This is a genomic window from Kurthia sp. 11kri321, assembly GCF_001534765.1.
Classification (GTDB): domain Bacteria; phylum Bacillota; class Bacilli; order Bacillales_A; family Planococcaceae; genus Kurthia; species Kurthia gibsonii.
Window position 1 is genome coordinate 2,380,677 of record NZ_CP013217.1, and the last position, 16,401, is coordinate 2,397,077.

General features: G+C 35.5%; 15 protein-coding genes. 4 read left to right on the top strand and 11 right to left on the bottom strand.

The features are described 5' to 3' along the window. Positions 1–7 precede the first annotated feature (7 nt). From ASO14_RS11975 to ASO14_RS12020, 9 genes are all read right to left on the bottom strand, one after another. Positions 8–496 carry a flagellar protein FlgN gene (locus tag ASO14_RS11975; protein ID WP_068455595.1) on the bottom strand — a complete coding sequence of 163 codons (489 nt, stop codon included), beginning with the start codon at positions 494–496 and terminating at the stop codon, positions 8–10. A 17-nt stretch (positions 497–513) separates the two neighbouring features. Further along, positions 514–777, bottom strand: a complete 264-nt coding sequence (flgM, locus tag ASO14_RS11980) for a flagellar biosynthesis anti-sigma factor FlgM (RefSeq protein WP_068455598.1) — start codon at positions 775–777, stop codon at positions 514–516. Positions 778–956: 179 nt separating this feature from the next. Next, positions 957–1,367 (bottom strand): TIGR03826 family flagellar region protein, encoded by a 411-nt coding sequence (locus ASO14_RS11985; protein ID WP_068455601.1) that lies wholly within the window; start codon positions 1,365–1,367, stop codon positions 957–959. A 68-nt stretch (positions 1,368–1,435) separates the two neighbouring features. Next, positions 1,436–2,020, bottom strand: coding sequence for a ComF family protein (locus ASO14_RS11990; RefSeq protein WP_068455604.1), 585 nt, complete (start codon positions 2,018–2,020; stop codon positions 1,436–1,438). Further along, positions 2,020–3,399, bottom strand: coding sequence for an ATP-dependent helicase ComFA (locus ASO14_RS11995; protein WP_068455606.1), 1,380 nt, complete (start codon positions 3,397–3,399; stop codon positions 2,020–2,022). The genes ASO14_RS11990 and ASO14_RS11995 overlap by 1 nt, the downstream gene beginning before the upstream one ends. A gap of 203 nt (positions 3,400–3,602) precedes the next feature. After that, a complete protein-coding gene (locus ASO14_RS12005) occupies positions 3,603–4,445 on the bottom strand; it encodes a DegV family protein (protein WP_068455612.1) in 843 nt (280 codons plus the stop codon). 101 nt (positions 4,446–4,546) lie between these two features. Further along, the gene (locus tag ASO14_RS12010) at positions 4,547–5,314 is read right to left on the bottom strand and encodes a nuclear transport factor 2 family protein (protein ID WP_068455615.1); all 768 of its coding nucleotides are present in this window, start codon (positions 5,312–5,314) and stop codon (positions 4,547–4,549) included. 168 nt (positions 5,315–5,482) lie between these two features. Then, positions 5,483–6,157 carry a response regulator gene (locus tag ASO14_RS12015; protein WP_068455618.1) on the bottom strand — a complete coding sequence of 225 codons (675 nt, stop codon included), beginning with the start codon at positions 6,155–6,157 and terminating at the stop codon, positions 5,483–5,485. A 41-nt stretch (positions 6,158–6,198) separates the two neighbouring features. After that, a complete protein-coding gene (locus ASO14_RS12020; RefSeq protein WP_068455621.1) occupies positions 6,199–7,347 on the bottom strand; it encodes a sensor histidine kinase in 1,149 nt (382 codons plus the stop codon). Positions 7,348–7,538: 191 nt separating this feature from the next. Between ASO14_RS12020 and ASO14_RS12025 the strand changes: the two genes are divergently transcribed. Beyond that, positions 7,539–8,165: a YigZ family protein gene (locus ASO14_RS12025; RefSeq protein WP_068455624.1), complete on the top strand. Its 627-nt coding sequence runs from the start codon at positions 7,539–7,541 to the stop codon at positions 8,163–8,165. Between the two features lie 133 nt (positions 8,166–8,298). Next, the gene (locus tag ASO14_RS12030) at positions 8,299–9,501 is read left to right on the top strand and encodes an LCP family protein (RefSeq protein ID WP_082701474.1); all 1,203 of its coding nucleotides are present in this window, start codon (positions 8,299–8,301) and stop codon (positions 9,499–9,501) included. 263 nt (positions 9,502–9,764) lie between these two features. Here ASO14_RS12030 and ASO14_RS12035 read toward each other — a convergent pair whose 3' ends face one another. Together ASO14_RS12035 and ASO14_RS12040 are read right to left on the bottom strand one after the other, a co-directional pair. Continuing rightward, positions 9,765–10,802 carry a glycosyltransferase family 4 protein gene (locus tag ASO14_RS12035; protein ID WP_068455627.1) on the bottom strand — a complete coding sequence of 346 codons (1,038 nt, stop codon included), beginning with the start codon at positions 10,800–10,802 and terminating at the stop codon, positions 9,765–9,767. Between the two features lie 285 nt (positions 10,803–11,087). Beyond that, positions 11,088–12,764 carry a methyl-accepting chemotaxis protein gene (locus ASO14_RS12040; RefSeq protein ID WP_068455630.1) on the bottom strand — a complete coding sequence of 559 codons (1,677 nt, stop codon included), beginning with the start codon at positions 12,762–12,764 and terminating at the stop codon, positions 11,088–11,090. A 310-nt stretch (positions 12,765–13,074) separates the two neighbouring features. On the opposite strand from ASO14_RS12040, the gene brnQ reads away from it, so the two are divergent. Together brnQ and ASO14_RS12050 are read left to right on the top strand one after the other, a co-directional pair. Beyond that, positions 13,075–14,397 (top strand): branched-chain amino acid transport system II carrier protein, encoded by a 1,323-nt coding sequence (gene brnQ, locus ASO14_RS12045; protein ID WP_068455634.1) that lies wholly within the window; start codon positions 13,075–13,077, stop codon positions 14,395–14,397. A gap of 199 nt (positions 14,398–14,596) precedes the next feature. Continuing rightward, positions 14,597–16,195 carry an FMN-binding glutamate synthase family protein gene (locus ASO14_RS12050; protein WP_068455637.1) on the top strand — a complete coding sequence of 533 codons (1,599 nt, stop codon included), beginning with the start codon at positions 14,597–14,599 and terminating at the stop codon, positions 16,193–16,195. Positions 16,196–16,401: the final 206 nt, after the last annotated feature.

The following is a 16,401-nucleotide window of genomic DNA, read 5'->3' on the forward strand; positions in this document are numbered from 1 at the left end:
GATTTCTTTATGCTTGTGAATCGAATTGTCCTGTTTTTATAGCAGAACGTCCACCAGCTTTAGATTGATAATTAATCTGATCTGGTTGTGGACGAAGTAAGTCTAATGTAAGATTCACGAATTGAAGTGACTGAAACAACATTTTTTGATTTAAGTCATTTTGCTTTTGCAATGTATCAATTGTTAAAAGCAATTCTTTTCGCTTTGTATCTAATTGTGCTGCTTCTTCACCTGTTACATATTTTAATAACTCGTTAATTGTCGGTTCTTTGTAGTCAATTTGATTCGCTTGAAAGAATTGTACAACTAATTTTTGACGTTGTTCCTCTAATTGACTAATTGCTGCGATATGTGACTGCTCATTTTTCATCGTTTCGCTTAATTCTTCTACATTCGATGTTTTTAAAATTTCGGTCTTATGATACGCCAATTTTAATAAACTACGATGCATCATGTTCAATTTATCCATAATCGAAATAATTTGCTCAGTTGACATCGTTCTAAAACTCCTTCTTATAGGCGATAGAATGTCGCTACATCGTTCGCTAATCTATTCGCATCTACTTGATACGTGCCAGCTTCAATTTGCTGTTTGATTCGTTGAACTTTATCAGCTCGTTCAGTTGAATAATCTTTTATCCCCTGAAGGTCCTTTGCTTGAGAAGAAATTTCGATTTGATCCGCAAATTTCATACCTGCGTTTTTTGTTGCTTCTGTTTTCAACTGCTGATTCTTGTATGGATTGATTGGATTCACGCCGTAATTATTTATCTTCATTTTCATTCGACCTCCTTCATTTATTGTTGATGTACTCCTTATTTCGGCAGTAAACATCATTGTTTTAGTAATAAATGCATAATAGAGTAACTATGACTATTCAAGAAATAACTCATTAGTTCAATATACTCATATATCGTTTTCTAAATATCTCTTAAACTATTTTTTTACGATTTCTTTTATCTTTTATCAGATAAATATGTTCCTTTTTCTGCTTTCTTCACAGCTTCTCTAAATTCTTGTCCTGCTTCAAACTTACGTAACTCACCTTTTAATTCATCTTGGCATGAACTACACAACTTTCCAGTCGTCGTTAAATGTCCACATTGATCACATGGATAACCTAAATTCGGGAACAGTGCTGGCTGTAAACGTCCTTTACGTACCCATTTGTGTAGCAAGTCTTCTTCTACACCTGTTGCTTCCACAATACGTTCTACTGTTGCTGCGCGATTTTCACGTCTTCTTAAAAAACGATATACGATTTCATATTGTTCTTCTTCAGCCATTGCACACTTCCCACAAATATCGCGTACACCATTATAATTAAAGAATTCTCCACATCTTGGACAATTTCTGATTTCACCCATGCTCCATTACCTCCACATTTTCAATCTACTATTAATGTCGACCATTTCTTCATGTAGTTTATCATAATTCACTTCTTCCCTGAGATGAAAATGACTTCTTCAACGGATTTTGCCCCTAATTCGAGTAAAATTGTTTTAGCATGTTTAATTGTCGTTCCAGTTGTGATTAAATCATCAATTAATAGGATTTTTTGCTGTGTTACATCTACTTGAGGTAAACTTTTGAAAAAAGAGGAGCTATTAATACGTTGTTCATATGTTTTTTTACTCTGTTGTGACATGGTCGTTTTCTCTAAAACCGATTGAAAAGGTAATTTCGCTTGTTGTAAAACGACTTCTACTGGTGAAAATGTTCGCTTTTTTTCCATCTCAACATGCATCGGAATCGGAATAATTAAGTCATATTCCATACCCCTTACTTTCTTTTTTAAAGCCTTGGCAAAAAAGTCCGCTACACGAATATCTTTTAAAAATTTAAATTGGTGCAGAACATCTTGCATAAATGAATTATAGAAATAGATAGCATGAGAATCGGATGTATATTCAATTTGTTCTTCACACTTTTTACAACAGTAAACGGAGGGTATTCCAAATAAAAATTGCGTGAAAGAACTTGGTTGCTGGATGATTTGATCACAAAATAAACAATGCATTATACACGCACCTCCTCACGATTCAAACGGATGATTTCGTTTCGAGCTAAATCCATCTGTCGTGTGATGCCTGCGTGAAAAAAACAGACGTCTCCTGTAGGATACTCTTTCGATCGCCCTGCACGACCGCTAATTTGAATGAGCGCACTTGCATTAAAAATAGTCTCATCTGCTCCTAGCACTGCTACTTGTAAATTTGCAATCGTAATACCTCTTTCTAAAATCGTCGTCGTTAAAAGTCCTGGCACATCTCCTTTTCTTAAAGCTTGTACGCGTTCTTTTCGATAATCATCGCTCGCATGAACAGCATGCAGATTCTCATGTAGTTGTTGAAAGAGTGGCGCTGCTCTCTCCATTAATTCGATTGTAGGAAAAAATAGTAGGAATGGTTGCTGTTTAGTAATGCACGACTCCACCCAATCGCTCAATCGTTTTGGAATGTGGTTCTTACGAAAAGACTTTTTATACGAGAATAAAGCAACAAAACGCGGTATAGGCAAATCAAAACCATGAAAACGTCGCGATAAAAAAGAATAGGTTTGCTGTTTTTCATATTTTTGTCGTTCATTTTTAGTAGGTGTCGCCGTTACTAAAATCGTTCTTCCCGTATCCTTTAATGCCTTTTTGACAGCGAATTGCAACGCTTCATCATAGGTGTAAGGGAACGCATCTGCTTCATCGACTAAAATTAAATCAAAAGCTTGTTGAAAGCGTAAAAGTTGATGTGTTGTTGCGATGATTAACGGACTATACATGAGTGAAAAGCCACTTCCACCGTAGAAAGCCTGTACAGGAATAGTTAAAAAAGCTTGTTGTATTCGCGGCATAAGTTCCAATACGACATCCGTTCTAGGTGTCGCGATGCAAACTCGCTTCCCCTTCTTTAGTGCATCTTCTATAATCGGGAAAAGCATCTCTGTTTTGCCCGCGCCTGTGACAGCGTGAATTAAATGGTCTTTTTCATGGACTGTACATTCTTTCACAACTCGCTGTTGCGAATCTGTTAGCGTTCCAGTCCACGTCATGCATAGTTCAGCTATATAATTTTTATAAGTTGGACCACACCATCTTATTAAATTTGTACAATTACTTACTCTGCCCATTTTTAAGCAGTTTAAACAATACGCGCAATGCCCTTTACACTGTTTACACCAAAATTCGTGTAGTCTTTTACTATGACAACGCATACACTGTTTTTGTTGAATTCCAGGGGTTTTGATGATCCATCGTTGTGTATTATGGTAGCGAATTATATCTTGTAAAAAAGGTAGTTCTTCTTCAATCCAAATTCTTCCTTGTAAAAATTGTTGTATTTTCAAATCGTAAAGAGGGATTTTAAGGGGGGTTTTTGTATGTAGGCAGCGACGTAATTTACGCATGGCTAGCCTCCTTATGGCACTAAAAAAAACACCTAGAACGAGTTGTCTAGGTGCTTCATGTAGAATATTGTTTAGTAAGTTAATCTTAACATGGATGATTGTCGAATACTATAGTATCATTCGACAAATATATTTGGAAAGCCATATTTATGCCCTCGTTTACCCATTATTTTGGAAAAATGAAGTGATTTTTTACCCATTCATTATTTTTTGAACCAACCTATACCAATCGATCCTTCACCTAAATGGGTCCCAATTACAGGACCGAAATAACTCATCTTAAATGAAGAATCTGGATAACGTGCAGCTAAATCATGCATCCACGCTGTTGCCTCTTCTTCACAATTCCCGTGAATAATCGCTACATCTAAAACTCCATGTTTTTGAATGGCTTCATCTAGCATCGTTTCTGCACGTTTCACGGCTTTTTTACGCGTACGAATTTTTTCAAATGGCACAATGACTTTATTTTCAAAATGTAATACGGGTTTAATTTGTAGTAAACCGCCGATTAAAGCAGCTCCTGCTGATAAACGACCACCGCGCTGCAAATGCGCTAAATCATCTACAATGAAGTATGCTTGCATAGAAGCACGCATTTTCTCTAATTCAGCAATAATTTCTTTCGCATTTTTACCTTCTGCCGCTAATTTTGCTGCATGAATAACAAAGAATCCTTGCACAGCACAAGCGATTTCGCTATCAAAACCGTAAACATCGATTCCTTCAACCATTTCACCTGCTTGTAACGCGCCTTGATATGTACCACTAATCCCGCTTGATAGATGAATCGTTACGACTTCATCATAGTCTTTTGCAAGCTCTTCAAATTTAGCAACAAATTTCCCGATTGGTGGTTGCGTTGTTTTTGGTAATTTCTTTTCATTACGTACACGATCATAAAACTCGCTCATCGTAATCGTTACTTCTTCTTCATAACTTGTATCATCAATGATGACACTAAGTGGCACCATATGAATGTTGTATGCTTCTTGTTCTTCCTTCGTCAGATAGGCCGTGCTATCTGTTACGATTGCTGTTGTCATAGTTCCGTTCACTCTCCTACTCAATCTATTTTATAAGATTTATGACGTAAATGGAAATAAAAAAAAGAGACCATCATTGAAATAAATGGTCCCAAAGTCCATTATTGCCCTTGGTTTGCTGCACTTCCAATTGCTTGTAATGAAGTGATTTTCCAACCTGAACTCTCTTTTACAAATTGTGTTAGTTGCTTACCTTCATCTCTTACTTCACTATCATTCTGTGTGACTTCGACTAAAATATCTGCATACACATTTGCACGATTCCCAGTGTAATCGGTAATTGTAATATTTGATGCTGTACGCTTCATATCAAAGTTTTCGAAAATATTGTTTGTATTCATTAAGTCTTCTTGAAGGTCAAAGCCTTCAGGATTTCGTGCTAACACCCGTTTATAACGGTTTAAATCTTGATCGTTAAATGCATCAATATATTCATTAAAAGCTGCTAAGATATTCATCTGGTCTTGCTTCGGAATATCTTCTGCTTCATCTACATCCCCTTCTACAACCGAATACCCTACAGTTTCAACATTTTCATCATGCCCTTCAGTGTCATCTTTTTTAGAAGGTTCTTTTTGCTGAACAGGTTGCTTTACTTCTTCTTGTGTTGGTGATGTATTTTCAGGTGTTTCTGTTTTTTCTTTTACAGGCTCTTGTTTTTGACTAGCTTGTTCTTTATGTGAAACAACAGGTGACTGTTGTTCTTCAGACGTTTGATCGTTTTGTGAAACTGTCATATCTTCATTACGATTTTCTTGTGTTGTATCTACTGCTGTTGAAGACGACTCTGTCTGCTTTGAAGATTCGCTACTGCATGCAGAAAGCAATAAGACACAAAATATCGCTAATGTAATATGCTTAAATGACATTTCCTAACCCCCCAGGTTATTGTAGCATGGAACTTACACACAATCTTATATTTTTCACTCCGATTAATGTACTTTATAGAACGATTTCTTGTCAAAAAAGTTGCCCTTTAAACTGCAAATAAAAAAACTCGAAACAGCAAATCACTGCTTCGAGTTTTCATCTAATAATTAACGCACTTCTACCCAACCATTTTTGATTGCTGTTACAACAGCTTGTGTACGGTCATTTACGTTCATTTTTTGTAAAATACTTGATACGTGGTTTTTAACTGTTTTTTCAGAGATGTATAATGATTCTCCGATTGCACGGTTACTTTGACCATCTGTTAATAATTGTAGTACTTCACACTCACGTTTTGTTAGTAAGTGGAATGGACGACGAATTTCTGTTTGATGGAAGTTACCTTTATTTTCACGTTCACTTAAACGACGGTATTCTGCTACTAAGTTACGTGTTACTTTTGGATGTAGATATGAACCACCCTTAGCTACGATTTTAATCGCACCAACAATCTCATCGGCATCCATTTCTTTTAACATATAACCCAATGCACCTGATTTTAATGCGTGTGATACGTATGATTCATCATCATGAATAGACAGCATAATTACTTTTGCTTCTGGATATTTCGCAATTAGTTGCTCTGTTGCTTCAATACCGTTCATTTGAGGCATGTTAATATCCATTAGAATGACATCTGGTGAATATTCTTCGTATAAACGAAGTGCATCGACACCATCGTCACCTTCTGCAATCACATCAAAAGTACTTTCGAAATCAAGTATTCTTTTTACTCCCTCACGGAATAGTTGGTGATCGTCTATAATAACTATTTTTGTCATGTTACTGTTCCTCCTATAGAAACGAAATCATATATTTATATTTACTTCTTTTTATCAAGCGGAATCGTTACTAATACAACGGTTCCTTGTTGTGGTGCGGAGTTTAATTCCATTTTACCACTTAATAGCTCTACACGCTCACGCATACCGATAATTCCAAATGAACCTTCTTTACTTTCTTCTGGATTGAATCCTGTGCCGTTATCTTTAATTGACATGACAACATGATCTTTTTTCCAAATAAACGTAACTAAAATTTCTGTAGCCTGACCATGCTTCATTGCATTATTTACACATTCTTGTACAAGACGGAATACAGCCACTTCATAATTGGTTTTTAAACGAATCGCCTCACCAATTGAAGAAAAATGAACTTTAGTGCTTGGATTATACTCTTCTACGGAGTGCAAATATTTTTTTAGTGTTGGCACGATGCCTAAATCATCTAATGCCATTGGGCGTAAGTCGTAAATAATTCGTCTTACTTCGTGTAATGCATCGCGAACCATCCCTTTTAACGAAAGAATCTCTTCTAATGCTTTTTCTACACCTTTTTCATCATATGTACGATTGATCAAATCTGTTCGTAAAAGTACATTTGCAAGCATTTGAGCGGGACCATCATGAATTTCACGTGAGATTCGCTTACGTTCTTCTTCTGTTGCTTCAATAATCTTAATTGAAAAGTCTTCTTTCAACTTAGCATTTTCCAAAGCTGGACCTACGTGTTTTAAATCATACGTTAAGTAATTTAACACAACATTCACTTGATTTACTAGATGATCTGCTTTTTCAATTGTGTCAAGAAGACTACGCATACGTCGTTCCAAGTCATCTCGACGTTCTCGTAACGTCTTTTCTTCAGCTTGTACCACTGAATGACGAATTTGAATCTTGTTAGCTTCCTCATACGCAACTCGTACTTGTTCTTCCGTATAGGAATTAAAGTTTCTTGATACTTCTGCTAAATATTGACGCGCATGTTTTGATCTTTCTTCTAATAAATCGTTCTCTTCTATGATATTCTTTATTTTATGACGAATATCATCTAGCTCGAGTTTCATTTCTTCAAATGAGCGACGGCTTTGTTCGCTAATTGTGAAAATATCGTGTTTTGATTCATCAATCGTTTTTACCATTCGATTAAATACTAAATCAAGTGACTTTATATCGAATTTGTCTTGTGCCATATCCATACTCCTTATAAATCATGCTACATTACAATTCTTAGTCTTAAGGTTGAATTAGTTAATTATATTTATAATAATTCGCACTGTCTATTCAATTATAACATTTTTGTGTCAAAACTATATATAAAATATTTTTCAAATCAGTGACATTTTTAAGGGTCTTACTATTTTTTTAACAAGGAGAAAACAAAATGAGAGAAAATTATAGAACACTTAAGTCTTTAGGGACTAAAGAACTTATCATTTCGAAGTCAAGATTTATAGCACATTGTACCAGAGTTGAGACAGAAGAAGAAGCTTTATCGTTCATTCAACACATAAAAAAAGAGCATAGTAGTGCTACACACAACTGTTCTGCTTACTTAATTGGTGAACATGATCAAATTCAAAAAGCAAACGATGATGGTGAGCCGAGTGGTACAGCTGGTGTTCCAATGCTTGATGTTTTGAAAAAACAAGGATTAAAAGATTGTGTTGTTGTCGTGACTAGATACTATGGTGGTATAAAATTAGGTGCGGGTGGATTAGTTCGTGCATATGGTAAAGCGACTTCACAAGGATTAGAAGCAGCTCAAATTGTCGAACGAAAATTACACAAAAAAATGAAGGTATCAGTTGATTACACATTACTAGGTAAAATCGAAAATGAAATTAGACAATCTGATTATATATTAGATGATATTGTCTATATGGAAGGCGTCGATTTCTTTGTATTCGTTGATCGTTTTCAAGAAGATACATTTAGAGAATGGATGACAAATTTAACAAGTGGACAATGTACTATCTCCGTTATAGAAGAGCGCTTTTTAGAATTTTAATTTTCAGCAAAAACATAGTATAATAAAAATCATTGTCTGATTTTATTTGGCAAGCAACCATTTAAAAAACAATAGCGTCTTACAACCTAGAAGACATGAGTACGATGAAGACTATTTTTAAAGGAGAACTTTTATGCCAAGAAAAAGACAGGTTTACAAAAGTCACGTCAAAAAGAAACAAAAAAAGAGTGGCGGGATTTTAAAAGTAACCTTAATTATTTTATTGATTGCCTTACTCGTTGCAGGCTCTTACCTTGCCTATTTATATTATGTAGGTAAAAAAGCGGCAGATAAAGCTTATGATAATAACGGTCGCGTGAAATCTGAATTACGAACAGAACAAGTAAAACCGCTTGAAGATAATATTTCAATTCTATTTGCAGGTGTAGATGATAGTGAAAAACGTGGACAAGGAAATACCCATTCACGCTCAGACTCATTGATGCTTGCTACACTCAACAATAAGGATCATAGCGTAAAACTATTGAGTATTCCTCGTGATTCTTATGTGTATATTCCTGCGTTTAAATACCAAGATAAAATTACACATGCGCATACAGATTCAACAGGTATCCTTTCAACGATTGATTCTGTCGAGAATTTATTAAATATTCCTGTCGATTATTATTTTGAATTGAATTTTGATGCATTTATTCAAATCGTTGATGCACTAGATGGTATTGAAGTCGATGTACCTTACAAATTAGACGAGTTAGATGAAAATGATAAACGTACAGTTCATTTACAACCAGGTGTTCAAACATTAAATGGTCGTGAAGCACTTGCTTTAGCACGTACACGTCACTATGACGATGATTTTAAGCGTGGTGAACGTCAACAAATGATTTTAGAAGCAATTGCGAAAAAAGCAACTTCTGTTTCATCTTTCACAAAATATGATGCTTTACTAACAGCAATTGGTGACAATATGACAACGAATATGAAATTCGATGAGATGAAGTCATTCTTCTCTTATTTAAAAGATGGGATGCCTAAAATTACATCACTTAAATTAGAAGGAACAAATGATATGTCAACTGGTGTTTACTATTTTAAATTGAATGACGAAAGCGTATTAAATGTACGTCAACAACTTCAAAAACAACTTGGTTTAACACCTGATCAAAGTTTAGATTCTCATAGTAATAAAGGTGGGAATGCAAGCAATTCAACAACAACGAATGCGACTGATGATGAATCTACCACTACGGATAACGGCGTAGCCGGAACGAAAGAACAGAGTGAAAATCCATCAGATGGTAGTTATTCAAACTATAGTGGGAATAGTAATGGTGGACAAGACTATAGCTCAAACTCTTATAGTGATAACAACTAAATGAAATGATTGGCGTGTGTACATTTTGTACACACGCTTTTTTATGGGTTTTAAAGGTCGGGCGAGTGACCCGTTTCGCCCTCCAATGTCCCGTTTCGACGGGTGAATGTCCCGAATCGAACGACGAGTGTCCCAACCACTTCTTCGAGTGACCCATTTTCGCCACACCAATGTTCGAATTCACACTGGAATAGTTAATTTAAGTCACCAAAAAAGGCTTCCAACAGAAGCATTCTGCTGAAAACCTTTAGTTACTCATTTTTTTATTTTTTTTTAACGAGATTGAGTAGCGGGCGATATTTCGCTCCTGCCAGTCCAATTACTTCTACAAATAATTCAATTACAAGTAATAAAATAATACCGAGTAAGATTGCTCCCCATAACTTAGCCATAGAGAAGATAATGGCTGCTAAACCGAACATCGCAGCAATTCCATAGATAATTAAGACCGTTTGGCGATGTGTAAAACCAATGCTTAATAATCGATGATGTAAATGTGATTTATCAGGCTGGAAAGGTGGTTGTTTATTTAATAAACGACGCACAATAGCAAAGAATGTATCAGAAATCGGTACGCCTAACATAATAATTGGAATGATTAAAGAAACGAATGTAACATTTTTAAATCCAAGTAAGGCTAATACAGAAATGATAAAACCAAGGAATAATGCACCTGTGTCCCCCATGAAAATCTTCGCTGGATGGAAATTATAAAATAAGAATCCGAATGAACTAGCTGCTAAAATTAGCGCCATCATAAGAACGAATACATCATTCATAATGAATGCCATGGCAGCGAGTGTTAATAATGCAATCGTTGACACACCAGCTGCTAGACCATCTAGCCCATCAATTAAGTTAATCGCATTCGTAATCCCAACAATCCAAATTAATGTTAACGGAATACTTAAATAACCAAAATCTAATTCGCCACCGAATGGCAAGTTAATTGATGCGAGTTGAATATCTCCAAAGAAAATGACAATTGCTGCTGCAATCGTCTGACCTAAGAATTTTGACTTCGCTGAAATTTCGAGCATATCATCTAAAACACCCGTTAAAATGATAATGAAACTTGCAATTAAGATTGGAATCATCGCATCATTTTCAGGTCGATAAATTAATACACCTATTAAAAACGCGAGGAATATTGCAAGACCACCCAATCGTGGCATAATTTTAGCATGCACTTTACGATAGTTTGGTCGATCAACGGCACCAACGCGATATGCAAGCTTTTTAACGAGTGGAGTTAGTAATACAGATGCAACAAAAGCTGCAATCAACGCGAGGTAGCTCATACTCTTCCTCCTTATATAATGAAAAACTGTTCTATACCAACAGTTCATTTTAATGTAATTCTAAATACACTGTATTATAGCATGAAATTTTAAAAAGAGAATAGTGTCTACTATTTATTTCTAACTATAGTATGTCCTATTTAATAAGACGCTTACATTTTTGAAGAGGTTGCAATAAAAGAAGTGCTTCTTCGCATCATTTTATATAAAGCCTAAAAACTACTTAGAAGCACTCATAAATTCCCTTATTTCCTTTCAATACCTACTTTTTTTAAAAATGAAACCTTATATTGAAAAACGTTCAGTTGATTTTTGCATCTCCTGTACCTTTTCATAAACTTGTCCCACTTCATATAGAACGGTTGAATGTTGTTGCTTATTCTCTTGTACGAGCTGATTTGTTTCTTCAATTTGCTGCGTACTACGTTTTAACGTATCACCTAATTGCTCAATTAATTCGACTGCCTGTTCTTTTTCTCTCTCAATTGTTTGAACATTTTCTTCTATTGCAGTGAAATGATATTGTGATGTCTCTAACCCTTCCATAATTTTCTTCATATTATTAGATGTTTTCTCTACAGCTCCCAATGTATCATGCGAACACTCTAAACTTTTCTCGAATGTTTCTGCCATGCGTGCACCTTGCGCATGAATTTCTTGAGATACATTTTGAATATGTTGTGCTGCTACATTCACCTGTTCTGCTAAATTTCGTACCTCAGTCGCCACTACAGCAAAACCTTTTCCACTTTCACCAGCACGCGCTGCTTCAATTTCTGCATTCAATGCTAATAAATGTGTTTGACGTGAAATCTCTTTTACACTATTTGATACGCGTACGATATCCGTCATTCTTTCTTCTAATATGCGGCGTTCTTCGTCTGCTTCACCGACTAAATGTTGCAACTTAAACATCGTCTGAACTGAATGGTGCATCGACTCATTACTTACTCTTGCATGTTTCACAGTTGTAACAGCACTTGTCGTCAATTCATCTAAACGCCCAATCATATCTTCTAAACTCTCTGAAAAATGCGTAACAAAATGAATAATTGCCTCTGAAGTTGCTTGCTGTTCTTGCGATTCTGCAAGCACTTCACTTAAACGAAGTTCCATATTCTCAGAACCATCATAAGACGCTCGCGTTGTGTCTTTCAACTCTCTTGTATGCTGCGAAATCTCCACAGCACCGAATTGAATCATTCGAAGTGTATCCTTCAATTGTTCTTTCATATGATTCATAGCGGCTGTTACGTCACCTAGTTCATCTTGTGTTTCAACCGGCACATCTGTAATACGTAAATTACCTTTCGCTACATTTTTAGCAGAATTTGACAAACTTTTCAATTGCAATTTAATTTGTCGATTTGTTATAAATAAAAGAAGGAATGATACGCAAATTGCAACTAGAAAGGAGCCGATTAATAATACAAGCGTACTTTGTTGGGAAGTTTGCATTTGCTTTACAATGTAAACACGTTCTTTCGATAAAGCTTCTGTTTCCTTCATAATTTTTTCATCAAACTGATTATATGTATAATATACTGAATTCAATTGTCTTCTTTTTGCAATGTTATCTTTTTTCTCAACGGATTTTTTTAAACGATTTTCGTATAAATCATCCATTGTCTGTAACACCGATTGCATTTCCTCTTGTCTTATAGACTGTACATTTTTGATTTTTTGCTGTACTTTTTCTTTTGCTTTCTGATAATCTTCTTCAAAACCTGGTAACGGATCACCCACATAATGATTGATGGCGATGTACAACGTCGCATATCCTTTTGAGAGACTTTCTAAATGATTTACTTCTGTTGATAATTCATTTAACTCATTGGACCATTTTCGATTTTCGATAATTTGACCAACTAACAGAATCGTCATAATCGCGAATAAAAGAATTGTTACACTTACTGCAAATAAATATTTTTTATAAATGGGTAGTTTTTTCCACACGTGCATCTCGCACACCTCCATATTCACTACATTACCATAGGTATTTGGAATTAAGTGGAGAATTACAAGACCTTAACATACCTTTTACATCAACGTTACAAGCCTTTAAAATACTTCTTTTTTCTATTTAACATACACAATTACTTCTTTAAAACATAAAATATGTTTGTAAGATAAATTTTTCATTTCTTTTAGGTCATTTTCATGTTACTATATTGAAGTTAGTTTTCCATCTGTAATTTGAATTTTCAGATAAAAACAAATATTTCGTAATTATAAATTATTTAAGTATTTTTTCGGAAAAGGAGTTCTGTATATGCAAAATCAAACATTGTCCCTTTGGGGAAAAATCTCAGTAGGTTTCATGTTATTCGCACTATTCTTAGGTGCGGGTAATATCATCTTCCCACCAGAATTAGGTCAAAAATCGGGTGACCACTTTGTCATCGCGATGATTGCCTTTCTAGTAACAGGTGTAGGTCTTCCATTACTTGGTGTAATCACGGTTGCAAAATCAGGCGGTGAGCTGCAAGATATGGCAAGCCGTATCAGTCCAAAATTCGGTATCATCTTTACAGCGATTGTCTATTTAGCAATTGGCCCATTCTTCGCGATGCCGCGTACAGGTACAGTTTCTTACGAATTAGGTGTAAAACCATATTTATCAGAAGCAACAGCAAATGCTTATTGGCCATTACTAATTTTCACAATTGTTTTCTTTACTGTTACAATGTTCTTTGCATTGAAGCCAAGTAAATTAATTGACTCGGTTGGACGTGTATTAACACCTGCTTTATTAATCGTTATTGCGACATTAGCTATTAAAGCAATCGTTACACCAATGGCTGGTCCTGGTAAAGCTGTTGAAGGTTATATATCAAGTCCTTTCGGTGAAGGCTTTAAACAAGGTTACTTAACAATGGACTTTTTAGCCGCTTTAATTTTCGGTATTGTTATTGTTCAAGCATTAAAGGGTAAGAATATTACACATCGTCCTGCTGTTGTAAAAATCACAATCTTCGCTGCTTTTGTTGCGGCAATTGGTTTAGCACTTGTATATGTATCACTTGGTTACATCGGCTCTTCTTCTGTTCAAACAATTGGTTTCATCGGTTCAGGTACAGAGATTATTACAAAGTCGGCTTATGAATTATATGGTTCATTCGGGAATGTACTATTAACAATCGTTATCATTTTAGCTTGTTTAACAACTTCAATTGGCTTGATGACAGCTTCATCTGAGTTTTTCTATAAAATCTTCCCACAATTTAGCTATAATACATGGGTTATTATATTTGCTGTTTTCAGTACAGGTATTGCAAACTTTGGATTAGCATCACTAATCAAAATTTCATTGCCCGTTCTATTCGCGATTTACCCATTAGCAATCGTTTTAATGCTATTAGTTCTTGCTTCAAAATGGTTTAATGATGCACGCCCTGTCTATATTACAGCGATGATCTTCACTGCTTTCATCAGTATATATGATGGTTTAGGCGCTGCTGGTATTACATTTAAAGCATACACTGACTTTGTAAATGCAATTCCACTAGCTGAATATGGTCTTGGTTGGTTCATTCCAGCATTAATTGGTGCCATTATCGGTTATATTATTTCTCTTATAATGAAGAAAAAATAATCTATAAATGAAAAGAGCGTGAAATCTACTTTCCGCTCTTTTTCTTTAAACATTAAAGACTTAAATAAACTGACTTTTCTTTTTATATAGTTTTTATGAAAAAGGGGTTGTATCTATCTCGAATTGTGATATATTTAATCCATTATTGATATACATTCACAAAATAGACATAATCAAAACATGAAAAGGACGTGACACAATGGATTCGCAAAATCTGTTGACAACTGTATTATTAGTTATTATTGGCTTGGTAATTTTTATTCCAATCATTTTTGCAATCGCTTTCTATTTATTAGACCGCAAACAAAAACAACACTCTATCTTACGTAACTTCCCTGTATTAGGACGTGTACGTTACTTAACTGAAAAAATCGGGCCTGAGCTTCGTCAGTACCTTTTCGATGATGACAATAAAGGGAAACCATTTTCTCGTGAAGAATTCTTACACATCGTATTGCCTGGGAAATACTTAGGTAGTGTAATTGGCTTCGGTTCAAAACGTAACTTTGAAGAAGCAGGTTTTTATATTCGTAACGCCACATTTACAAAACAAGTTGAAGAGATGCAAGCAGATCAAAGTAATCCTGTTAAAACACAAAAATATGTAATCGATCATGACGAGTTATTCTCTCGTAAAGAACATACTGTTCCTGTAGATGCGAAACCTTGGTTATTAACAGATGAAAACGCAGTTGTGTTAGGTCCAAACTGCCGCGAACCATTCCATGTAAAAGGCATGTTCGGCCAATCAGCAATGAGTTACGGTGCATTAGGTCGAAATGCGATCACAGCATTATCAACTGGTATCGGTCAAGTTCCTGGTTCTTGGATGAACACAGGCGAAGGTGGCGTATCACCACACCATTTAAAAGGTGGCGCAGATTTAATCGTTCAAATTGGTTCGGGTTTATTCGGTTTCCGTACTCCTGAAGGCGAATTCAACATTGAAAAAGTAAAAGAAAAAGCTGCAATTCCACAAGTAAAAGCATTTGAATTAAAATTAGCACAAGGCGCAAAAACACGTGGTGGTCACGTTGAAGGTGAAAAAGTAACACCTGAGATTGCTGAAATTCGTGGTGTAGAAGTTGGTAAAACAATCAACTCACCAAACCGTTTCCGTCAATTTGATGACTTCCCTACACTATTCAACTTTGTTGATGATATTCGTGAAGCTGGTGGTCTTCCAGTTGGTATTAAAATTGTTCTAGGTAGCCCTGAAGATGCCGATTCGTTAGCACGTTATATGGCTGAATCTGGTCAAAGTCCTGACTTCATCACAATTGATGGTGGTGAAGGTGGTACAGGTGCAACATATCAAGAACTAGCTGATAGCGTTGGTTTACCACTTCATACAGCTTTACCATTATTACAAGATGCACTTGTACGTTATGGCGTCCGTGATCGCGTTAAAATTATCGCATCAGGTAAAGTCATTACAGCTGATAAAGCAGCCATTATTCTAGCATTAGGTGCTGATTTAATTAACATCGCACGTGGCTTTATGATTTCAGTAGGTTGTATCATGGCTCAAAAATGTCATACAAATGAGTGTCCAGCTGGTGTAGCAACAACAAATCCGAAACTACAAAATGGTTTAATTGTAGACGAAAAGAAATATCGCGTATCGAACTACATTCTAAACTTACGTGAAGGTTTATACCGTGTTGCTGCTGCTGCAGGTATTGACTCACCAACTAAATTCTCAAAAGAACATATCGTTTATAAAGATGAACTTGGACGCGTGTACTCAATTGATGAACTACAAAAGAAAAGTGTAGCGCAACACTCACTTGTATAAATAAGAAAATACCCTCTCGGAAGATTTCTGAGAGGGTATTTTTATGTGGAATGATTTTGAGTGAATGAAGCGAGTAGCTAGGCGCGTGTCCAAATCAATCATTGAATTCGCCCTACTCTTTATAACCTTAATAACATTTAATATAGAAGAAACTCTACAGTCATCTAGTATTTCCCCATCCATTTTATGTGACTTTTATGTGAAAT